The organism is Frankia torreyi (assembly GCF_000948395.1).
Lineage (GTDB): Bacteria > Actinomycetota > Actinomycetes > Frankiales > Frankiaceae > Frankia > Frankia torreyi.
The window spans coordinates 65,918-87,392 of record NZ_JYFN01000007.1; the positions used below are offsets into that span (position 1 = coordinate 65,918).

14 protein-coding genes and 1 pseudogene are annotated in these 21,475 nt (G+C 74.5%); 7 read left to right on the plus strand and 8 right to left on the minus strand.

Translation table 11 applies throughout. The features are described 5' to 3' along the window. Nucleotides 1-3,293: pseudogene (locus tag FF36_RS41425) on the plus strand (mycofactocin system FadH/OYE family oxidoreductase 2); the annotation flags it as partial. A 27-nt stretch (nucleotides 3,294-3,320) separates the two neighbouring features. Here FF36_RS41425 and FF36_RS06460 read toward each other — a convergent pair. Beyond that, entirely contained in the window at nucleotides 3,321-4,598 is a 1,278-nt protein-coding gene (locus tag FF36_RS06460; RefSeq protein ID WP_044884060.1) for an FAD-dependent monooxygenase, read from the minus strand. 242 nt (nucleotides 4,599-4,840) lie between these two features. Then, entirely contained in the window at nucleotides 4,841-5,053 is a 213-nt protein-coding gene (locus tag FF36_RS32430; protein ID WP_082121717.1) for a keywimysin-related RiPP, read from the minus strand. Nucleotides 5,054-5,676: 623 nt separating this feature from the next. On the opposite strand from FF36_RS32430, the gene FF36_RS06465 reads away from it, so the two are divergent. Further along, nucleotides 5,677-6,882, plus strand: coding sequence for an aminotransferase-like domain-containing protein (locus FF36_RS06465; protein ID WP_044884061.1), 1,206 nt, complete (start codon nucleotides 5,677-5,679; stop codon nucleotides 6,880-6,882). A gap of 83 nt (nucleotides 6,883-6,965) precedes the next feature. Here FF36_RS06465 and ddaH read toward each other — a convergent pair whose 3' ends face one another. Continuing rightward, nucleotides 6,966-7,793 (minus strand): dimethylargininase, encoded by an 828-nt coding sequence (gene ddaH, locus FF36_RS06470; RefSeq protein ID WP_044884062.1) that lies wholly within the window; start codon nucleotides 7,791-7,793, stop codon nucleotides 6,966-6,968. Nucleotides 7,794-8,064: 271 nt separating this feature from the next. Here ddaH and FF36_RS06475 point away from each other — a divergent pair, with 271 nt between their 5' ends. The 4 genes from FF36_RS06475 (at nucleotide 8,065) to FF36_RS06490 (ending at nucleotide 13,359) form a co-directional block, all read left to right on the plus strand. Next, nucleotides 8,065-9,045 (plus strand): siderophore-interacting protein, encoded by a 981-nt coding sequence (locus tag FF36_RS06475; RefSeq protein WP_044884063.1) that lies wholly within the window; start codon nucleotides 8,065-8,067, stop codon nucleotides 9,043-9,045. Beyond that, a complete protein-coding gene (locus FF36_RS06480; protein ID WP_242418266.1) occupies nucleotides 9,042-10,004 on the plus strand; it encodes an ABC transporter ATP-binding protein in 963 nt (320 codons plus the stop codon). Before FF36_RS06475 ends, FF36_RS06480 begins: the two co-directional genes overlap by 4 nt. 187 nt (nucleotides 10,005-10,191) lie before the next feature. Next, nucleotides 10,192-10,449 (plus strand): GlsB/YeaQ/YmgE family stress response membrane protein, encoded by a 258-nt coding sequence (locus FF36_RS06485; protein ID WP_041940742.1) that lies wholly within the window; start codon nucleotides 10,192-10,194, stop codon nucleotides 10,447-10,449. Between the two features lie 573 nt (nucleotides 10,450-11,022). Next, nucleotides 11,023-13,359, plus strand: a complete 2,337-nt coding sequence (locus FF36_RS06490) for a serine/threonine-protein kinase (RefSeq protein ID WP_044884064.1) — start codon at nucleotides 11,023-11,025, stop codon at nucleotides 13,357-13,359. A gap of 61 nt (nucleotides 13,360-13,420) precedes the next feature. Here FF36_RS06490 and FF36_RS06495 read toward each other — a convergent pair whose 3' ends face one another. After that, the gene (locus tag FF36_RS06495) at nucleotides 13,421-14,497 is read right to left on the minus strand and encodes a glutamate ABC transporter substrate-binding protein (RefSeq protein WP_236705815.1); all 1,077 of its coding nucleotides are present in this window, start codon (nucleotides 14,495-14,497) and stop codon (nucleotides 13,421-13,423) included. Next, the gene (locus FF36_RS06500) at nucleotides 14,494-16,350 is read right to left on the minus strand and encodes a hypothetical protein (protein WP_236705814.1); all 1,857 of its coding nucleotides are present in this window, start codon (nucleotides 16,348-16,350) and stop codon (nucleotides 14,494-14,496) included. Before FF36_RS06500 ends, FF36_RS06495 begins: the two co-directional genes overlap by 4 nt. Nucleotides 16,351-16,564: 214 nt before the next feature. On the opposite strand from FF36_RS06500, the gene FF36_RS06505 reads away from it, so the two are divergent. Beyond that, nucleotides 16,565-17,224 (plus strand): HD domain-containing protein, encoded by a 660-nt coding sequence (locus FF36_RS06505; RefSeq protein WP_082121718.1) that lies wholly within the window; start codon nucleotides 16,565-16,567, stop codon nucleotides 17,222-17,224. An 87-nt stretch (nucleotides 17,225-17,311) separates the two neighbouring features. Here FF36_RS06505 and FF36_RS06510 read toward each other — a convergent pair whose 3' ends face one another. The 3 genes from FF36_RS06510 to FF36_RS06525 all read right to left on the minus strand — a co-directional run bounded on the left by FF36_RS06510 (nucleotide 17,312) and on the right by FF36_RS06525 (nucleotide 20,812). After that, nucleotides 17,312-18,493, minus strand: coding sequence for a TAXI family TRAP transporter solute-binding subunit (locus tag FF36_RS06510; protein ID WP_236705813.1), 1,182 nt, complete (start codon nucleotides 18,491-18,493; stop codon nucleotides 17,312-17,314). 289 nt (nucleotides 18,494-18,782) lie between these two features. Next, on the minus strand, nucleotides 18,783-19,487 hold the full coding sequence (locus FF36_RS06515; protein WP_236705812.1) for an alpha/beta hydrolase: 705 nt from the start codon (nucleotides 19,485-19,487) through the stop codon (nucleotides 18,783-18,785). Nucleotides 19,488-20,200: 713 nt separating this feature from the next. Beyond that, complete coding sequence (locus FF36_RS06525; RefSeq protein WP_044884068.1) at nucleotides 20,201-20,812, minus strand: superoxide dismutase; 612 nt, start codon at nucleotides 20,810-20,812, stop codon at nucleotides 20,201-20,203. Between the last annotated feature and the right edge of the window lie 663 nt (nucleotides 20,813-21,475).

The following is a 21,475-nucleotide window of genomic DNA, read 5'->3' on the forward strand; positions in this document are numbered from 1 at the left end:
CCGACGCCCAGCAGGCCCTCGACACCGCGGCCGCCGACGTCGTGGAGATGACGCGCGCCCTCATCGCGGAGCCGGACCTGGTGGTTCTGGTCCGCGCGGGCCAGGGCCACCGCGTGCGTCCCTGCGTGCTGTGCAACCAGGCCTGCCAGGTCCGGGATGTCCGCAACCCGGTGGTGAGCTGCATCGGCGAGCCCGCCAGCGGCCACGAGACCGTCGAACCCCGGCCCGACGGACGCGCCGCAGCGCCGGTGGACGTCCTCGTCGTCGGCGGCGGCCCGGCCGGACTGGAGGCCGCACGCGTGCTGGCCACCCGCGGGCACCAGGTCCGACTCGCCGAGCGCGGCGCCCGGCTCGGCGGGACGCTGCGGATCGCCGCCCGTGGGCCCGGGCGCGACCGGCTCGCCGGGCTGGCCGACTGGTGGGCGGCCGAGTGCCGCCGGCTCGGGGTTCGGATCTGCCTGAACACCGACATCGGCATCGAGGAGATCGACCGGCACCGGGCGACCGGCGGCGCCGTGCTGCTCGCCACCGGCTCGGTCCCGGCGCCGCCCGCCGCGCGGACCGACCTGCCCGCCCCCGACGCCGAAGCGATGATCAAGGTCCTCGACGTGGTCCACGTCCTGACGGCGGGGCCGGCGGTCCTGCCTGCGGGGCCGGTGGTCGTGCATGACCCGCTCGGGGGACCCGTGGGGGTGGCGACCGCGCAATGGCTGGCCGAGCTCGGCCGGCCGGTCACGATCGTGACGCCCGACCCGGTGGTGGGCGCCCGTCTCGCCGCCGGCGATCTCGCGCCCGCGAACGTGCGGCTGGCCCGCGCCGGGGTCCGGCGGCAGGCGCGGTCCCGAGTGTGCGAGATCGGTCCGGGCGGTCTGGTGCTGGAGGACGTGTGGACGGCCGAGCGGCAGATCCTCGGCTGCGCCGCCGTCATCGACTGCGGTCCCCGGCTGCCGCGGGACACCCTGCACACCCACCGCCCGGACCTGCCCCGAGCGGGGGACACGATCGCGCCACGGACCATCCTGGCGGCCGTCCTCGAAGGCCGTCGGCGAGCGCTGGAGATCGGCGCCGGCCGGCCCGGCTCCCCCCGGGTGGACCATGGCATCCCCCGCCCCGACCATGATCGGCCCGCCTGGGCGGATGACGCCCCGGGCGGCCCGCAGAGGTCGCCGAGGCCGCCGAGGCCGCCGAGGTACGGGCCCGCCGGGCCTGGCGGCGCGGGGACAGGGGAAGATCCAGGACTGTTCACCCCACAGCAAATCGGGCCATTGACGCTGCGCAACCGGATCGTGTTCTGCGCACACCTGACGAACTACGCCGACGAGGGTCTGCCGAACGCACGCCACGCCGCCTACTACGCGGCCCGGGCAGCCGGCGGAACCGGGATGGTCATCACCGAGGAGCTCACCACCCATCCGGGCGACCGCCCCTACGAGAAGATGATCCGCGGTTTCGACCCGGCGGTAATCCCCGGTCTACGGCGGATCGCCGACGCGGTCCACGCGCACGGGGTACCGGTTCTCGCCCAGCTCAACCACAACGGCGGGCAGTCCGCCTCGACCTACACCCGGCTGCCCGTCTGGGCGCCAAGCGCGGTGGCGGACCCGATGTTCCGCGAGATGCCCAAGGCACTGACAGAGTCCGAGATCGCCGACGTGGTCGCCGGTTTCGCCCGCACGGCCGCACACGCCGTGGCAGGCGGGTTCGACGGCGTCGAGGTGCAGGGTTCGCACAGCTCCCTCATCCGTGGGTTCCTGGCCCCGGCGACGAACCGGCGCACCGACCGCTACGGCGGCCCGCTCGCGAACAGGGCTCGGCTGCTGCTGGAGATCATCGAGGCGGCACGGGCCGCGATCGGCCCCGGCCGGGTCCTCGGCGTACGGCTGTGCGGAGACGACGGGATCGAGGGGGGCATCACCCTCGACGAGGCGGTCGCCGTCGCGGCGCTGGTCGAGGCCACCGGTGCGGTCGACTACCTCAACACGGCCATCGGTGTGGCCACCTCGACGCTGCCGCTGATCATACCGAGCATGCAGGTCCGCCCGGGCTACGCGGCGCACATCGCCGCGGCGATCCGGGCGGCGGTCGACCTGCCGGTCGTCGCCGTCGGCCGGTTCACCGACCCGGCGCAGGCCGAGCAGGTCCTGGCCGCCGGTCAGGCAGATCTCGTCGGGGTGGTCCGCGGCCAGATCGCCGACCCCGCCTTCGCCGCGACGGCCCGGGCAGGGGGGCACGGCCGGGGCGGAGGCGAGCAGGGCGCAGGCGACGAAGCCGGCCAGGGCGAGCGGCGCGAGGGCGGCACCTGTGTGGCCTGCAACCAGGAGTGCGTGGGCCGGACGGGCCGCAATCGCTGGCTGGGCTGCCTGGTCAACCCGCGGGCGGGCCGGGAGGCGGTGCCGCTGGCACCGCCTCGCCGGCGCGGACGGCGGGTGTTCATCGTGGGGGGCGGCCCTGGTGGCCTGCGGGCCGCTGTCACCGCGGCCGGACGCGGGCACCGCGTCACCATGGTCGAGCGTGGCGACCGGCTCGGGGGCCAGGTGCGCCTCGCCGCGCGGTTGCCGGGCCGGGGCGGGCTACGCGCACTGGTCGACGACCTCGCCGCCCGCCTCGACGGGCTCGGCGTCGAGGTGCTGCTGGACACCGTCGCCGACACCGATCTGCTGCACACTGCCGGCCCCGACGCCGTCGTCCTCGCCACCGGATCCCGGCCGGCCCGGCCCGACTGGGCGGGCGACGATCCACGGATCGTCGGCGTGCGGGAGGTGCTGACCGGCGCGGCCCGCCCGCGCGGGCGGGTGCTCGTGGTGGACAGCACGGGGTTCCACCAGGCCCCATCGGTGGCGGAGCTGCTCGCCGCCCGCGGCGCCGACGTGACGGTGATCAGCGACGCGATGGTCGTCGGCCAGGATCTCGGCCTCACTCTGGATCTGGAGCGGTGGAACCGGCGAGCGGCCGCCCTCGGCGTCCGACAGGCCGGCGACCTCGTCGTGACGGCCGTCGGCGACGCCGACCCGGATCCGCACAGATCCGCTCCGCCCGATTCGCCGGGTACGTCCGGCCGCTCCGGGCGTGCAGACGGGCTGACGGTGAGCGTCACACACCATCCCACCGGGGCAGTGCGGCGCCACGCGGTGGACTGGGTGGTCCATACCGAACCCTCCCGAGCGGAGGACGCTCTGTGGTCCAAGCTGCGGGTGGATGCCCCGTTCGAGCTACATCGGGTCGGTGACTGCCTGGCCCCACGGCGCGCGCACGCTGCCATCCTCGAGGGTGACCGGGTGGCTCTCCTACTCTGAGTTAGCCCAAGGCGACCAGGCAGGTCCTCATCGAGCCGCCCGCTCGGGCCGCTCGGGCCGCGACTGCGCGGGTTCCCCCCGGCGGCGGGCCAGACACCACCGGCTGCCCGAGTGCAGGCCACGCATCGCCCGGCGGACCGCCGGGACCTGGGTGGCACGGTGCACTCGGTAGCGCCACGGCGGCTGCGGACCGTGGCGCCCCGCCATCGCATAGGCGAAAGACACCGCGCCCCGGTCGCCGTCCCGGCTGCCCTCCTCGTTGCCCTGCTCGTCGCCGTCCCGGTCGAGGTAGCGGTCCGCCTGCTCGAACCAGGTCATGCTGGTCCGCGCCGCCGCCTGCACCGGGCGCAGCGCCAGCCGACCCCGGGCGTCGAAGGACCGCAGCGCGGCTGTCAGATCGTCGTCGTTGTCGTCGAGGATCTGCGCGAGCATGACCGCGTCGACGATCGCCAACGCCGTCCCGGATCCCAGGGTGAAGTGGGTCGTGTGGGCGGCGTCCCCGAGCAGCACGACATTGTCGTGGTACCAGCGCTCGTTGGAGATCTCGGTGAAGCGCTGCCAGCGCGCGGTCCGGCCGCGGCACTGGCTGATGAGACCGTGGCCGTCCAACGGCTCGGCGAAGATCTTCTCCAGCTCTCGCAACGTGTCGGCGTCGCCACGCTCGTCGAAGCCGAGCCCCTCCCAGGTCCGCCGGGTGCATTCCACGATGCACGTGCTCAGGCCCGCGCTGGACGGGTAGGCGTGACACCAGATCCAGCCCGCGGGGGTCCGCTCGAAGTCGAAGGCGAAGGTGTCGAAGAACCTGTCCGTCCCCAGCCAGATGTAGGGGTTGCTCCCGGTCGCGACGCGGGTCCCGAACGGGTTCCCGCCCCCCTGGCGCATCCGGCTGTTGGCGCCGTCGGCGGCCACGATCAGGTCGGCGTCGGCGTACGGACGCGGATCGGCGACCTCGTGGCGGTAGGAGATCCTGACCCCGAGTTCGACGGCGCGCCGCGCGAGGATGTCGAGCAGCACCGCCCGCTGCATGCTGAAGCCGTATCCGGCCAGGTAGGCCGCGCCCGCCCCCGCGACGCTGATGCGCTGCTCCTGCCAGAGGGTGGACTGCGCCCGGATGCGGCGCGCGCTGGGGGGATCGTTGCGGAAGAAGACGTCCAGCAGGTTGTCCCAGTAGACGACCCCCCAGCCATAGGTGGCTCCCGGCGGGTCGCGTTCGATCACCGTGACCTCGTGTGCGGGATTGCGCAGCTTCGTCGAGATTGCGAAGTACAACCCCGCCGGTCCACCACCCACGCAGACGACGCGCATACCAGTCCTCCCGATCCGCACCCCCTGATCCTCGGTGCCCTGCCGCCGCCCGAAAACGACGAAATGGCGACGGCCGACCGATACGGAGCGGTTCGTCGCCACCTCGTTCCCGGATGAACAGAACACTGATGGTGGGTGTCGTGTGGTGGGTGTCGTGACAGTTGGTCGGAACGTTGCCGGACTACCGGCGATGGCCTGGCCGGCCGGGGGACCGCCGCAGGTCGCGGCGAGTCAACCGAGGGCTACCAGCCCCAGCCCCAGCCGCCTCCGCCACCCCAGCCACCCCAGCCGCCTCCGCCACCCCAGCGGCCCCAGCGACTCCAACCCCAGCCACCCCAGCCACCCCAGCTGCTCCAGCCCCCGCCCCAGCCGCCGACGAAGAAGCCGACGAAACCGGTCGCCTGCCGGAACGATCCCTGAGCCTGAAGGGCCGGTGCCTCATATGTAGCCTTCATGCCGGGTTTCCCCCCGTCTGCACTCGGATGCTTTCTCTCGGGTATGCCCGGCCCTCGGTATTCCTCGTTCAAGGCCGGATACACGACCTTCGACCGAGCAACTTCCATTGTGCTTCTTCCGGGTCCACTAGGGGTTCATCGACGGTTCGTTGCAGCCGGTTGCAACGGCATCTGCGGGTCTCGCCGCGCCGGGCCGGCCTGGCGCCGTCCGGCGGACCGGCCGGGAGTCAGACCGGCCGGGAGTCGGACCGGCCGGGAGTCGGACCGGCCGGGAGTCGGGACGGCCGGGAGTCGGGACGGCCGGGGCTGCGCGAGGGCCGGCGGGGTTACCATGGAGAAGTCCACCATCTGGGAGATCCAGCCCAGATGGTGGGACACCTGCCGGGAGAGGCCCCTGAGGGGACACCCCCGTCGGTGTCCCCGGCGGCCCGAGACAGTCGGCCGGCGTCGGGGACCCTGACGTCCCGCCCGCCGCCGCGACCCGGCCTGGCGGGCGGGCCGTCGACCCCGACACCCGCCATCCCGCCGCACCTGCGACCACCCGCGCACCCGACCGGGCGGCGGCCTGACCGCACGCCCTGCGGGCGGATCACGGCCGACGCAGAAGGAATCGAGAAGCCGCCATGACGACCGCCGCCGCCCCGCCGCAGCTCGCCGCCCGCGCCCGCGCGGTGCGCACCTCCCCGGTGCGCGAGATCCTCGCCCTGACCGCCCGGCCCGAGGTGATCTCCTTCGCCGGCGGTCTGCCGGCCCCCGAGCTGATCGACGCCGAGGGCATCCGACGCGCCTACGACCAGGTGCTCACCGACGAGCCCCGGCGGGTGCTGCAGTACTCCACCACCGAGGGGGACCCCGACCTGCGGGCGGCGGTCGCCGCCCGCCTGGCCCGGCGCGGCCTGCCGACCGAGCCCGACCACCTGCTGGTCACCACCGGCTCCCAGCAGGCCCTGACGCTGCTCGCCGCCGCCCTGCTCGAGCCCGGGGACGTCGTCGTGGTGGAGGACCCGACCTACCTCGCCGTGCTGCAGTGCTTCGGCTTCGCCGGGGCCCGGGTACTCGCAGCCCCCACCGACGACGAGGGGATCATCCCCGACCGGCTGGCCGACCTCGTCGCCCGGGAGCGCCCCCGGCTGCTGTACCTGGTGCCCACGTTCCAGAACCCCACCGGACGCACCATGGCCGCGGACCGCCGGCGTGCCGTCGCCGAGGTCGCCGCCCGGCAAGGCCTGTGGATCATCGAGGACGACCCGTACGGCGAGCTGCGCTACGAGGGGACGGCGCAGCCGTGGATCGCCTCGTACCCGGCTGCGGCCGACCGCACGGTGCTGCTCGGCAGCTTCTCCAAGACCATGGCTCCGGGCATGCGGCTGGGCTGGCTGCGCGCGCCGGCGGCGCTGCGGCGCGCGTGCGTGATCGCCAAGCAGGCCGCGGACCTGCACACCTCGACCGTCGACCAGGCGGCCGCCGCCCGCTATCTGGCCGACGCCGACCCCGACGCCCAGATCGCGCGCATGTGCGCGGTGTACCGGGAGCGGCGTGACGCGATGCTCGACGGGCTCGCCGGGGCGCTGCCGGCCGGCAGCTCCTGGAACCGGCCCGAAGGCGGCATGTTCGTCTGGGCTCGCCTGCCCGCGGGTTACGACGCCACCGCCCTGCTGCCCGCCGTGGTCGCCCACGACGTGGCCTACGTCCCTGGCGCCCCGTTCTTCGCCGGCGCGCCGGACCCGGCGGCGCTGCGCCTGTCGTTCACCACGCACGCGCCCGCACGCATCGCCGAGGGGATGGCCCGCCTCGCCCGCGCCCTCGGCGGCCAGGCCGCGACCGGGTGAGGGCACCCCCGTCCCGCCGGGTGCCGGCCAGACGGGTGCCGGGACGGGTGGCCAGCCAGCCGGGCTGCGGCGTGTGCCCGCGCTCAGGCACGGATCTCCAGGGTGGCGCACTTGATTCCACCGCCGCCGCGACGCAGCTCGTCGAACTCGATCCCGATCGGTTCGAACCCTCGGTTGCGCAGTTCGGCGGCGAACCCCTCAGCGGCGGCGGAGAGCACCACGTGCCGCCCGTCGCTGACGGCGTTGAGCCCGAACACCACCGCGTCGGCCTCGCTCACCCTGATCGCGTCCGGGAACAGGGTGGCGAGCAGCCGGCGGGCGGCCTCGTCGAAGGCCGTCGGCAGGTAGGCGACGAGATCGTCGTCGAGGACGCACAGCGCGGTGTCGAGGTGGTAGAAACGCGGGTCCACCAGGGTCAGGGAGTGCACCGGGCGGCGCAGGACACGCGCCGCTTCGGCATGCGCGGCCGGCTCCGACCGGAATCCGGTGCCGGCGAGGATCATCTCGCCGACGGGCAGGAAGTCGCCCTCGCCCTCGTTGCAGAACGCCGGGCGGTATGCCCCGTCCGGGGCCAGCCTCGCCAATCGCCGCAGGTAGGGCGCCTGCTCCCCGCGCCGTTCGGGATGGCGGAACCGGACCCCCAGCGCCCGGCCGCCGACGACGAGCCCGCCGTTGGCCGCATAGACCATGTCGGGCAGGCCCGGCAGCGGATCGATCAGCTCGACGGTGTGCCCGAGATCGCGGTACAGCGCACGCAGCGTCTCCCACTGCGCGCAGGCCCGCGCGGTGTCGACCGGGCGGTGCGGGTCCATCCACGGGTTGATGGCGTAGCGGACGTCGAAGTAGGTCGGCCGGCACATCAGGTACCGGCGCGTGCGGGCCCGGCGACCCCCGGCACACGACGACGTCATCGGCGACTCCCGGGCCCGACAGGTGCGCTGTCCACCGTCCGGCTCAACGCGCCATCGCCTGGTGCCGTTCCGCCGACCGGATCGGTTCGTGGATTGCGCGAGCACGGCGGGGCCGAAGGGACAGCAGCCACCCCGTTCGGGCTAGGCAAGTAGGTTCGTCCGGAGTGGTCGCCACCGTGCGCGACCGCACGGCGGCCGCGCCGGTCGTGGCGCCGGGGCACGCGGACCCCCGTCCGATCCCCCGCGGTCAGGAAGGCAGGACACGAGGGCGATGTCGACCTCCGAAGCGGAACCGTCCGGTTCCGCCACCTCCGGCGCGCCGGGCTCGCGACGCACCCGCCCCGCCCCGCGGCGTCTGCAGGTCGTCCGGGTGGCCCCGCTGGCGGACGACATGGTCACCGTGACCCTGGGCGGCCCCGCACTGGCCGGGTTCGCCCTGCCCCGGCCCGCGCATCACATCAAGATCTTCCTTCCGGTCGACGGACAGCGGGAGCCGACCGTCCCGGCCTGGGCACCGGACGGGCGGCCGGTCTTCCCGGCGGGGCAGCCCCGCCCGGTGGTCCGGACCTACACTCCGCGACGGTTCGACCCCGACGCCCTTGAGCTGGACATCGAGATGCTGCTGCACGCGGGGGGCCCGGCCGGGCGGTGGGCGGCCGCGGCCCGGCCCGGGAACCATCTCGCCATCGCCGGTCCGGGGGGTGGCTATGAGGTCCCCGCCGGCGCGGCCCATCACCTGCTCGCCGCCGACGAGACCGGCCTGCCGGCGCTGGCGACGATCCTCGAACGGCTGCCCCCGGCGGAGGGCGTCACGGTGCTGGCGGAGGTCCGCGACGCGGGGCGCCGCCGCGAGCTGCCGGTGAACGCAGCGGCCACGGTCACCTGGTTGCACCGCGGCACGCGGGTCGCCGGCGAGCTGCTCGCCGAGTCCGTCGCGGCGGCGAGCCTGCCGGCGGGCACGGCGGCCTGGGTCGCCTGTGAGGCCTCGGCGGTGCGCCGGATCCGCCGCCAGTTGCTCGGCTCCGGACTGGACCGCGGCCGGATCTCGACCCGCGGCTACTGGCGGCTGGGAGCGGCGGACCATCCCGACCACGACTTCGGTGAGGTGGACCTCGCCGACGTCGCCCGGGGCGGCGGGGGCCGCGGGGACCGGCTGCGTAGCACGCTCGGGCCGTTGAAGAGCCGCGCCCGCAACGCCGCCAGGGAGGTGCGCGCCGCGCTACGCGAGCGCGGCGACGGTCGGACCCGATGACCACGGCCGACGCACCGCTGAACGGCCACGTCCCCGCCGGCAGCACCCCCGTCGGCAACACTCCCGCCGCCGACGTCCTGACCAGCGGCGCCCTGACCAGCGACGTTCTGACCAGCGCGGCGCCTGCATCGCGGTCAGCCGTCGACGCCGTGATCGGCTCGCGGTCGGGACCGCCGGTGCTTCGTTGTGCGGGCGTCGCCCTGGTGCGCGAGGGCCGGGAGCTGCTCGCCGACGTCGATCTGACGGTCCGTCCCGGCGAGCACTGGGCCCTGCTCGGCGCGAACGGGGCGGGCAAGAGCACGCTGCTCGGCCTGTGCGGCGCGGTGCGCCACCCCACCCGCGGCAGCGTGGATGTCCTCGGGCACCGGCTGGGCCGGGTCGACGTCCGGACGCTGCGGGGCTGGATCGGGCACGTCGACCCCCGTCATCCGCTGCGTTCGCCGCTGACCGTCGAGGAGGTCGTGCTGACCGGGGCGACCGGCTCGATCGAGCCCGTTCCGCGCTGGCAGCCCACCGAGGCCCAGCGGCGGCGGGTGGCGGAGCTGCTCGGGCTGCTGGGCATCGCCGCGATCCGGCACGCACGCTGGCCGACGCTGTCCCAGGGCGAACGGGGGCGGGCGCTGATCGCGCGGGCGCTCGTGCCCCGGCCGCGGCTGCTGCTGCTCGACGAGCCGGCGACGGGCCTCGACGTCGCGGCCCGCGAACGGCTGCTGACCAGCGTCGAGACGCTGGCCGGGGAGTTCGGTGAGCTGGCGAGCGTGCTGGTGACCCACCATCTGGAGGATCTGCCGGTCACGACGACCCATGCCATGCTGCTGCGCGGCGGGCGGGCGCTGGCGACCGGCCGGGCGGACGACGTGCTGACCACCGAGCTGGTCAGCACCTGTTTCGACCATCCGATCGCGGTCCGCCGCCAGGACGGCCGGTGGTCGGCCCGCGCGCCGCGCCGTACGGGGTGACCAAAAGGTTCGACCTCACTTACCTGCGGGCGCCCGGGAACCTTTTGCGAAATCGGACAGTTTGACGGGAGCCGCACCGGGGATACCACTCGCGATCACCCCGGCGAACAGGAAAGCGGCGCACCCCGGCACCGCCGCCGGCCACGGCAAAATTGCGGAGGCTCTCGTGCTCTGGTTCATCCTCACCATGATTCTGCTTGGGCTCGTCGCTGGCGCGGTCGCCCGCCTGGTGGTTCCGGGTCGCGATGCGATGAGCATTCCGGCGACGATTGTCCTGGGCCTTGTAGGTTCCTTCATCGGTGGTTTCCTCGGTTACCTCCTGTTCGGCCATGACTTCGACGAGGGTGCGTTCCAGCCCTCCGGGCTGATCGGCTCCATCATCGGTGCGATCATCGCGCTGCTGATCTACCGGGCCGTGCACGGCCGTCGGCCGGTGCACCACTGACCTCTGCCGAGCCGGAGCCCGACGACCCCGCCCACCAGCGGCGTCGCTCCGGGTCCGGGAGCTGCTTCGAGGGCCGACCGGGCAATCCGGTCGGCCCTCGGGCGTGTGTGGATCCGACCGCGAACGATTCCCCGCGCCCGATGCGACCGTGGCCGTCCTGGCGCGGCGGCCGTCGATTCCGGCCGACCGGGGCGACCGGCCGGAGGACCGCGCCGCCGGGAAACAGGGTCCTTGGTCCCGGTGAACGGTCCGCCGGGCACCCGTCGGCCGGAATCCGGGTGGAGCGGTGGGTATCCCACCGGTCCCGGTTCTCTTCACCGCCGAACCCCACGCACGCAACCGGGAAAACACCAGGCGAGGTCCAGCCGACGAAGCAGGACATGCCCGGGTCACCGCCCAGAAGGCCGTCAGCATACGGCCGACCTCTGGGGCAGAGTTGCACCGCCGCGACCGAACCGTCCGTGTCAGGAGCAAAGGGAGCTCCACCACGACGGATGGACGGGCCCGTGGCAGGCTGACGGCACGGCACGGCAGCGCCCCAGCCGGGCCGCGGACGTCGGCGGAGAGGCACCCATGGCGCAGGACGACGCGACGCTGCCCGACGGGGACCATCGCGGGGACCGGTCGGACTCGTCGAGGGACGGCCGTGTCGGCGGCGCGGCCGGGTCCACCCGGTGGCTCGAACCGACCGAGCCCACCCGGGCCCGCTTCACCGGTTCGCCCCGCCCCGGCGACGGCGACGAGGACGGCCGCGAGCGGGCCGTGGGCGCCGGTGCGGTGCCGGGCCCACGGACGATCTCCTCCCCCCGCCGGGGCCCCGCGCCCGGTGTTCCCCGCGACCCGCTGCGGCTGCCCCGCCGGATCGGACCACCGCCCGGTGCCACCCCACCGCTGCTGGAGGCGCCGAGCGTGCCCGTGGGGCTGCGGGAGTGCGCCGGCTGCGGCGCGCCGGTGGCCCGTCCGGGCCAGTCGGGAACGGTCGCACTCGAGGGCACGTGCGGGGGGTGCGGCCACCGCTACTCGTTCACCGTCAAGCTGCGCCCCGGCGAGCGCGTCGGCCGGTACACCGTGCACGGTGTGATCGCCCACGGCGGCCTCGGCTGGGTGTACGCCGCCACGGACGACAACCTCGGCGACGACGACGTACAGGCCTGGGTGGTGCTCAAGGGCCTGCTCGACGCGGCCAACCCGGAGGCCCGGCGGATCGCGGAGGGCGAGCGCCGCATCCTCACCACGGTGTCCCACCCGGCGATCGTGAAGATCCTCGACTACGTCACCCACGAGGGCGAGGACTACATCGTGATGGAGTACGTGCCCGGGGTCTCCCTGACCGGGCTGGCCGACGCCGGGCCACCCGGTCCGGACGGGCGGCCCGCCCCACCACCCCCCGCGGACGTGCTGCGCTATCTGCTGCGGGTGCTGCCCGCGCTGGGCCACCTGCACCGGATGGGCCTGGTCTACTGCGACTTCAAACCGGACAACGTGATGGTCACCGCGTCCGGGGTGAAGCTCATCGACCTCGGCGGGGCCCGTCGCCAGGACGACATGGTCTCCGGGTACCTGTCCACACCGGGCTACCGCGCGCCCGAGCTCGACGACGACGGCGAGCGCCCCGGCGGCGTCGAGCGGGCCGCGCCGTCGGTGACGACGGACACCTTCGCCGTCGCCCGGACCCTGGCCCGGCTCGTCCTCGGCCGCTTCCCCGGGTTCGTCGACGCCTACCGGCACGTGCTGCCCCCGCGACGCGCCCACCTACCGCTGCGGGAGTTCGAGTCGCTGGACCGGCTGCTGCGCCGGGCCACCGCGACCGACCCGCAGCGGCGCTTCCAGAGCGTCACCGAACTGGCCGACGAGCTGGTCGGCGTGCTCTACGAGATCGTCGCCCGGACGGAGGGGCCGGTTCCGCCGCTGGCGAGCCGATGGTTCGACGCCGCCGGGCATCCCACCGGGGAGGCCGGCCCGACCGGGCCCCCCGCCGCCTGGGAGGTGCTGCCGGACCTGCGGGTCGATCAGGACGACCCGCGCGCGCCGGCGCTGACCGCCGGCCCGGAGGAGGACCCGGCGGCACTCGCCGCCCGGCTGGCCGCGATCGTCCCGGTGACCACGGAGGTGCGCCTGGCGCTGGCCCGGGCGAGGATCCGCGCCGGGCAGCTCGGCGAGGCGGCCCACGCCCTGGACGCCGCGACCTCGGCGGCCCCCCGGGAGTGGCGCATCGACTGGTACCGGGGACTGGCCGCCCTGGTCGCGCGGCGGCCGGGGCTGGCCGCGGCGGCCTTCGACCGGGTGTACTCGCAGGTTCCCGGGGAGCTCGCCCCCCGCCTCGCCCTCGCCACCGCCCTCGCCGACGTGGCGACCACCGCCGGCTCGGCGCGGGAGCGCCAGGCGGCCCGGGAGCGCGCGGGCGAGCTGTTCGACGTCGTCGGCGCCATCGACCCCGGCGTCACCAGCGCCGCGTTCGGGCTGGCGCGCTGCCGCACCGACCCGACCGGCAAGATCGACGCCTACCAGCGGGTGCCCCGTTCCTCTTCCGCCTACACGGCGTCGCGGGTCCGGATGATCGGCGTCCTGGTCGCCCGCGTCCCCGGGACGGACTCCCCGGCGGTCGGGTCCGCGGCGCTGCTGCGAGCCGCGGCGCTGCTGGCCGACCCCCTGCTCGACCTCGGTGAACGACGCCGCGCCGAGCTGCGCCGCGACATCTTCACCGCCGCCCTGACCCTGGTCCCCGCGGGCCACCCGCCACCCGACTCGCCGCGGCCCCCGACCCTGCTCGGTCGGGCCATGGTCGAGCGCGAGCTGAGGTTCGGGCTGGCCGAGACCTACCGCGAGATGGCCCGGCTGACCCCCGATCGGGCCAGCCGCGTCCGGCTCGTCGACCGGGCGAACCATGCCCGCCCCCGCACGCTGCTCTGACGCTCGGACCCGCGCCAGCCCGCCCGGCCGATCCGGCTGCCCGGTCTGGCGCCCGTCGGACTCAGGAGGTGTCGGCGCCGACCAGCGGCGGGCGGCCGGGGACGCGCAGCCCGGGCCGCAGCCACTCGTCGTACAGCCGCGACCAGGTGCCGTCGAGCATGATCTGGCGCAGCACCCCGTTGACGAACGCCACGAACCCGTCGTCCCCCGCGGTGTCACCGGTGATCGGCATCGCGATGCCGTAGGGCTCGTCGAGTCGCCCGCCGGCGGCGAACGCCGCCCCGAACGCCTGCGGGCCGAGCACCGTCGTGTAGGGATCCTGGGCGGCGAGCCCGGCGAGCAGGACGTCGTCACCGACGATCGCGTCGACGTCGCCGTGCTGGAGGGCGACCAGGCAGTCGGCGATGCGGGAACGGGTCACCACCCGCGGGGCGGGCGCCGGCAGCCGCGCGAGCTTCTCGCTGGCCGTGCTGCCCGCCGACGTGCACACCGGCCGGCCGGTGAGGTCCGCGATGTCGGTGAAGCCCGCCTCCTGGCGGACCAGCAACCGCAGCGTCGATTCGTAGTAGACGCTGGAGAACCGGACCTGCCGTTTGCGCTCGCAGGTGATGGTCATCGTCGCGACGAGCATGTCGACCATGTTGGAACGCAGCAGGTCCTCCCGTTCCGACGTGGTGACCGCCCGGAACTGGATGTGGTCGTCGACGTCGCCCGGTCCGAAGATCGCCGCGGCGACGGCGCGGGCGATGCCGACGTCGAACCCCTCCAGCCGCAGGGTGCGCCAGTTCATCAGCCCCGCGGGCGGTGCGTCGGTGACGATGCCGACCCGCAGGTAGCCCCGGTTCTGGGCGATCGCGCGCATCCGGCTGCCGGCCGGCATGCGCCCCGGTGCCGGCAGCGGGTCCAGCGGCGGCTGCGTCGAGCGCACCGGCCGGCCGTCCTGGCGGCAGGTGCCGTCCGGATTGACCGCCCCGGCCGGCGCCGACGTCGGCTCGACCGGCGGCGCCGGGGAACGCGGCAGTGGGCCGGCCTCGATCGGCAGCGGGCTGCGCGCCGTGCTGCAGCCGGCACCGCCCAGCAGGGCCAGGCAGCAGGCGAGCCCCGCGGCGACCAGCCGGACGCGGTCGCGGGGGCTCACAGGAACTCCCGCAGTCGCGGCCACATGCCGGCCGCGGCGGCGACGATGGCGGCGAGCACGAGGGCCGGGCCGGCCAGCCGCAGGGCCCGCAGGGCGTCGGCGGCCCGGCGCACGTCGCCCTCGAACCGACCGCGGGCGGTGTCGACGGCCACGTCCAGCTTGCCGAGAAAGCGGGTGAACGCGGCCGTGTCCGGCCCGAGCGTGCGGGTGACGGCCTCGCCGAACGTGTCGGACGAGCGCGGATCCCCACCGGCGGAGCCGGCGTCCCCGGGTCCGTGGGCGGCGGCCACGACCGAGTCGGGCGAGGAGGCCAGCAGCTTCACCACGGAGTCGCGCACCCGCAGCCAGGAACGCAGGTCCGCCTCCAGCCCGGGTGGCAGGTCCGCACCCTGATGGCTGTCGAGAGCCACGACGAGGGATCCGCGGCGGGTGACCGGTTCGGGCGGCAGCCGGTCGCCGGCCGAGTCGAAGCCCAACCCCCGGGTCACCCAGGCGAAGTGCTCGTCGAAGCGGACGCCGTTACCCAACGCGGTCAGCGACAGGTTCTCGTCGACCCGGGCCTCCAGCGCGAGGGTCTTCGACCGCGCGAGCAGCGTCATCTGCCGATAGCCGGCATCGCGCGCGGTGTCCAGGCGGGTCTGCTGGGTGCCGAACGCCACCGCCGTCCACACGACCGCCGTCAGCACCGCGCCGGTCGCGACCACCAGGCCCGGGTTGATCAACCGATTCGTCCGGCGCACCAGCAGCAACTGCACACCGACCAGCGAGCCCAGCGCGAAGCCGGCGGTGATCACGATGGCCCATTCCCCCTGCGAACCGGTGGCCCGCTGGTAGGCGAGGTCGACGGCGTCGGCGTAGCGGGCGACGAGGACCTCGGTCGAGGGGAGGATCTCGGTGCGCATCATCGTCGAGGCGGCCCGCAGATTGGCCTCGCCCACGGACAGGCCCGCGCGGTTGTTCGCCCGGGCCCGCTCCACCATCCCGTTGTAGACGGGGATGCCCTGGGCCAGCAGGTCCAGAGGGCACGCCACGGACGCCACGCCCCCCGACGAACCGCCCGGCGTGCCCCCGGCTCCCCCGGCTCCCCCGGCGCCGAGGCCGCCCGCCCCGCCCGCCGGACGCACACCACCGGACGCATCCGCACCCCCCGGGGCGGACCAGGGTGGTTCCATCCCGCCGGCCTGATCCGAACCGTCGACCAGCCCGTCCGGGGCGGTCGTAAGGTCATCGTCGTCGCTGCCGTCGCCTTCTCCCGCCGCGGCGACCGGATCGGGAGCGGCCGCAGCGGGGACGGGGGGGCCGAGTCGGGGATCCGGAGCCGTGGCGCACAGCCTCGGGTCGAGGCGGCGCAGGTCGAGGACGTCGCGGGCCGCCTCGGCCACGCTTGCCTCGAAGGGCTGACCGGCCTTGATCCCGTCGTAGCGGGCCCGCAGCTCCGCCGCCGGCTCACCCTTGTCAACCAGCAGTTCGACAGGGGCGAACAACTCGGCGGCTGCGGCGGCGTCCGCCTGGGACAGCGCGGCACGCAGCTCCTGGGCCGTGGCCAGCGCTCGCCCCTGCCGGGTGACCAGATCGTCGGTGGCGTCGAGACGGTGGGCGACGACACCGCGCAGGGTCAGCCCGAACAGGGCCAGGGCGACGACGAGCACGCCGAGCAGCCCGACCAGCCGGACGCCGGCATCGCAGCGCGCGGCGACGGTACGCGCCAGCCGCGCGGCCCGGCGGAACCAGCCGGGGCCGGGCGGGACCGGCGCCCCGCAAGCCCCACCCTCGCGCCCTCGCCGGACACCCCCGCGGCGCCCGGAATCCGGCCCCCCGCTGGGAGCAGGCGGCGGCGACGCTACAACCGTCACGGTCACCGAGCGTATATGTATCCCACGGATCCCGTTACCTCGCGCGGTGATTTCACCCGACCCGAGCCGGCGAGGCGCCATGCCCGGCCGCCCGTCCCGCCCGTCCCGTCCGTCTGGGAGGATCGGGTCGAGCCCGTGACCCCCGATCGGGCGGCGCCGCGACGGGCGGCGGCCATGGCGGGGCACCGGGAGAGGAGCAGGCAGCGACGTGTCGATGATCCCATCCCCCTCCCGCGACGAGCCCGCGGGTCCGGTGGGACGGCCGGTCGAGCCGCCCCCGGGAATCACCGACGCGCGCCTCGCCCGGCAGATCGCCTTCCTGCTGGAGATCGACCAGCTCAAGTCGGTGCTGCGGCAGAGCCACCTGATCGACCGGTCCCGCCGGGAGAACGACGCCGAGCACTCCTGGCATCTGGCGATGCTCGCCGTCGTCCTCGGCGAGTACGCGGCGGCGGAGGTCGACCAGGCGCGCGTCGTGCGGATGCTGCTGATCCACGATCTGGTGGAGGTCTACGCGGGCGACACGTTCCTGTACGACACACAGGCCGCGGCCGGCCAGGCCGAACGCGAGCGGGCCGCCGCCGATCGGCTGTTCCCGCAGCTTCCTGGTGACCAGGCGGACGAGCTGCGGGCGCTGTGGGAGGAGTTCGAGGCACGGCGCACCCCCGACGCCCGGTTCGCCCGGGCGCTCGACCGGGTGCAGCCGCTGCTACTGAACTTCTACACCGGCGGGAGCACCTGGCGTCCGCACGGGGTGACCAGGGCGGACGTGCTGAACCACCAGAAGACGATCGAGGACGGATCCCCGGCGCTGTGGGAGTACGTCCGCGTCATGATCGACGAGGCGGTGCGCCGCGGGTACCTGCGCGCCTGACGGCCCACCCGGGCCACGGCGGGGCCGCCCGCTCGGAGGCGGCCATGCGAAGGCGGCCATGCGAAGGCGGCCGTTTGAAGGCAGCCGTCAGGACAGCCCGCAGTGCTGCTGCGAGGTGTACTCGCGCAGCGCGGTCGCGACGGCGGGCAGGACCGGCACCAGGCAGAACACCGGATTGCGCCAGAGCTGGCGGTACTCGCTGCCGCCCGCGTCGGTGTCGGATTCGAGCGCGTCGCTGTGGGCGTGGGCGACGGCGGCGGGTGCCGCCTGGCCCAGCACGCCCGCGAGCCACGACCGGTCGGCCATGATCCTCGCCGCGGCGACGGCGAGCCCGGGGTCGACGGAGTCGCGGACCACCAGGCCGTTGGGAGCGCCGATCGTCGCCGTCGGCTGGTTCACCCCGCTGTAGGTGCCGGCGGCGATCGTCCGGTCGGCGAAGATGCCCGGCGCGCCGTCGCGGCCGACGAATCCGGCGCCGGCGACCCGCCCGTAGTACCGGTCCCAGTGCGTGCCGAAACCCTCCCGATACTGGTCGATCGGGAGGAGCTGCAGGTCGCTGGCGGCGCCGCCGAGCCGGCGGATCCGTTCGTCGAGGATCCCCGACGGCGCCGCCACCCACACCACCGCCCGCACCGGGTCCGTGGACGATGCCGGATCGGTCAGCGAATCCATCGCCTCACCGAGCGTCTGGTAGACGACGTGGGGCAGCGGCAGCGCCGGCGGCGTGAGCGCGCACACGTTGTCGAACAGCACGTCGTTCATCTGCAGGGAGCCGGACAGCTCCAGGCCGCCGGAGACGGTCTTGCCGCACAGGTCGCGCAGGCTCGACACCTCGCCGCGGCGAACGATGACGTGCACGAGGTCGAAGTAGGCGGGTCCGAGCGTGCGCAGCCGGTTGACCTGGTTCAGGGTGCCGCGGCGGAACCGGGCCGCACTCTGGTAGTCGAACTGGTAGATACCGAAGGTGGCGTCCACGGCGACGTTGAGCTGGGTCAGCGCGAGGGAGCACGGCGCAGCCCCGTCGCCCTGGAGCCGGTAGAGGTTGTCGGCGCTGCCGTCGGTGGCGACCGGGTCGACGGTCAGCCCCCAGCCGGGATGGCGCCGGACGAGCTCGCGGCCCAGCTCCTGGGCGACGACCCAGTACGGGGAGTTCGCCTGCCCGGTGTAGATCTTCACCTTGCGACAGCGCGTCCCCGGATCGTGGGAGCTCCCGCGCCCCGGTACGAGCAGGACGATGAGCAGCGACGCTCCGAGCAGGCCGACCGCCACGAGGGCGGCCGACCGCGACCGCTGCCGTGGCCGTGGCGGCGACGATGACGACACCCCGCTACCCCCGCCTCTCCCCGATCCCCGGCCCCCACCGCGACGACCGCCGCGGCGCAGGCGGGCCGATGTGCGCTCAGTATGCCCGACATATGCAGGCACCTTCACGCTGGGAGACCGGCCAGCGTCACCGCGTCGGCGCGACCGGCATGCTCACCGGACCGCCCCGCACGGGGGCGCGGAGCGGGGGCGCGGGATGGGAGCCGGCGGTGGGGAGCCGGGAGTGGGAACGGGCTCAGGCGTCCAGCAGGGACTCCAGGAACAGCACGGTGCGCGCCGCGACGCTGCGCCGTCCCGATCCGGTGAGCACGTCGTGACCGCCGAGGACCACGTCGAGTTCGGCGCGCGGCGCGGTCCGGGTCGTCATCCGCACCAGGGGCAGCGGGCTGATCTCGTCGTCGGCGCCGTGCAGCAGCAGGATCGGCAGGTCGGGCAGGGCCCGCGGCGAGGGCTCCTCGACGGGCAGGCCGGCCACGGGCAGGTGCAGCAGCGGCAGGCCGAGCAGAACCAGGCCATCGGGACGCACGGCGGGCGAGCCGACCATCGCCAGCGCCGCCAGCGCGCCGGTGTCGGAGCCGAGCAACACGAACGGCGTGCCCGGGACCCGTCCCTCGACCAGGGCGGACACCCGGTTACCGCCGTCGGGGACGACCGTGAGCAGGTAGCCGTCGAGCGCCAGTCGGTCGGCGAGCGCGTCGAAGATCGCCGGGTCCTCCCCGCGGCCGGGCAGGGCAGCGATCGTGGCCCGGATGTCCCGGCGGGCGACGGTGGCGCGGGCGCGGGCGGGCGGCCGCACGGGCGTTGCCGTCGCGACGGGGCTGCGCGGGGCGGGGGTCGCGGTGGAAGCGACGAGCGGGCGCACGGAGCGTGGCGCCGCGACGGCGGGATACGTGCCCGCCTGCCGATCGGCGAGGGACAGAGGCTGGAACGGCGACATCATCGGCGCCTGGTCTCCTTTGGAGGAAACGGATCGCCGCGGCCTGATGGACCGGGCGTGCCGCGGACGCGGCGGGAGCAGGTCGTGCGTCGGGTAGCCGGTGGGCGGGTCACGGCCGGTCGGGCGGGTCGCGCGAGTGGGCGTCCGGGCGGTGGACTGACCCCCGCCTGTCCCAACGCCGAACGCGACGGCGCCGGTTCCCGGGACACGACCAGCTCACCGGCCGAAGGACGAAGCGGCGCCGGCACGCCAGAGGAGCGCGGCCGCGGGGGAAGGCGGGTAGGTCTCTCGGCGGTGGCCCGCCCTCGTCCGACGGATGAGGGTTCGGCGACGGGCCGAAGGTCGGGCGAGGGCTCCCGGCGGATCAGCTCAGCGACAGCGCCATGAGGAGGATGACGGCGACGGGGAGACCTCGTGCCCGAGTCGAACGGACTGACGTGCGTCCACAGACATGCCTACTACCCTTGGTAGTCGTACCGCCATCCGTCAACTGGTTCTTGCTGTGCCCTACATCACTTCCGCGGATCACGAGGCGGCGGAGCGCGCAACGACGGCAAGGGCACCACCCGAGCGGGTGATGCCCTTGCCGTGACTCGCCCACGACGCCGCGACGGGGCTCACCCCCGCCGCGCGCCTCGGCCCGCGTCCCCACCAGCCCGGGCCCGGCGGACCGGACTCGGGCGGGCGTGGACCCCGGGCGGTGCGTGGTGCTGCGATCAGGCGGCCGCCGCGGCCTTCGCCTTCGCGAAGCGCTCGGCGACGTCGGCCCAGTTGACGATGTTCCACAGGGCCGCCGCGTAGTCCGCCTTGACGTTCTTGTACTGCAGGTACCAGGCGTGCTCCCACGCGTCGAACACCAGCAGCGGGGTGTTGCCGACACCGATGTTGCTCTGGTGGTCATACACCTGCTCGATGAGCAGCCGCTGGCCGGTGGCGTCGTAGGCCAGCACCCCCCAGCCGGAGCCCTGCACCGTCGTGGTCGCCGCGTTGAGCTGCGCCTTGAAGGCGTCGAAGGACCCGAAGTCGGCGGTGATGGCCTCGCCGAGCACGCCGTCCGGCTTGTCGCCGCCGTCCGGAGAGAGGTTCTCCCAGTAGATCGAGTGGAGAATGTGCCCGGAGAGGTTGAACGCGAGCGTCTTCTCCAGGCCGACGATGGCGCCGAAGTCGCCCTTGTCGCGCGCCTCCGCGATCTTCTCAAGGGTGTCGTTCGCACCCTTGACGTAGGTCGCGTGGTGCTTGTCGTGGTGCAGCTCGACTATCTGTCCGATGATGGACGGTTCCAGTGCACCATAGTCGTACTTCAGGTCGGGCAGCGTGTACGTCGCCACTAGAGCACGATCCTTTCCATTCGCAAGGGATTTTTCGGGGGCACCCCCGCGGGGGCTCCCGACGGTTCAGGTGGGCGGTTCCGGCGACGTCGGCGGCCACCGGCCGGGCAGCCGGGGTCGGCGGGGCCTGGCGATGCCCATCGACCCTCTCCTCCTCCGGCGAGCCGCCGAGACGGCACCCTGTGGACGTCGACGTCAGGTGCTGCGAACGCCCGCCTGGACACTATCGCCAGAAGGATCGGTCCTGCATAGCGAGACCGGACACCGCCACACGGGAAGGATCACCCATAGCTCCGACCAATAACAGCCGGTGACGGCAACGAGGAGGAGGGCGGGATTCGGTGACCCACCGAACAGTCGAGCGCGCCGGCCGGGGTGCCACCCCGTACGAACGTCCCGCGCATTCTCGGTGCCGCCCGTCCGGCCCCGCCCGCACGTGCGCGGCTCGGCCGGACGGGACGCGATAAGGAGCCGCCGGGCCGCCCCCCGGACTCCCCAGCCAACCGGCTCGGCGTCGTGAGCCCTCAGCGCCGACACCCGCCCTGCCGGCATCCTCGGCGCCGCGCCCTCGCACGCCTTCCCGGCCTCGCACGCCTTGCCGGCCTCGCACGCCTTGCCGGCCTCGCACGCCTTGCCGGCCTCGCACGCCTTGCCGGCCTCGCA

What these genes read in the sequence shown, in the direction of transcription:
- FF36_RS06490 (WP_044884064.1), top strand. Translation starts at nt 11,023, where the DNA reads ATGGCGCAGGACGACGCGACGCTGCCCGACGGGGACCATCGCGGGGAC.
- FF36_RS06475 (WP_044884063.1), top strand. Translation starts at nt 8,065, where the DNA reads ATGTCGACCTCCGAAGCGGAACCGTCCGGTTCCGCCACCTCCGGCGCG.
- ddaH (WP_044884062.1), bottom strand. Translation starts at nt 7,793, where the DNA reads ATGACGTCGTCGTGTGCCGGGGGTCGCCGGGCCCGCACGCGCCGGTAC.
- FF36_RS06505 (WP_082121718.1), top strand. Translation starts at nt 16,565, where the DNA reads ATGATCCCATCCCCCTCCCGCGACGAGCCCGCGGGTCCGGTGGGACGG.
- FF36_RS06465 (WP_044884061.1), top strand. Translation starts at nt 5,677, where the DNA reads ATGACGACCGCCGCCGCCCCGCCGCAGCTCGCCGCCCGCGCCCGCGCG.
- FF36_RS06485 (WP_041940742.1), top strand. Translation starts at nt 10,192, where the DNA reads ATGATTCTGCTTGGGCTCGTCGCTGGCGCGGTCGCCCGCCTGGTGGTT.
- FF36_RS06515 (WP_236705812.1), bottom strand. Translation starts at nt 19,487, where the DNA reads ATGATGTCGCCGTTCCAGCCTCTGTCCCTCGCCGATCGGCAGGCGGGC.
- FF36_RS06480 (WP_242418266.1), top strand. Translation starts at nt 9,042, where the DNA reads ATGACCACGGCCGACGCACCGCTGAACGGCCACGTCCCCGCCGGCAGC.
- FF36_RS06460 (WP_044884060.1), bottom strand. Translation starts at nt 4,598, where the DNA reads ATGCGCGTCGTCTGCGTGGGTGGTGGACCGGCGGGGTTGTACTTCGCA.
- FF36_RS32430 (WP_082121717.1), bottom strand. Translation starts at nt 5,053, where the DNA reads ATGAAGGCTACATATGAGGCACCGGCCCTTCAGGCTCAGGGATCGTTC.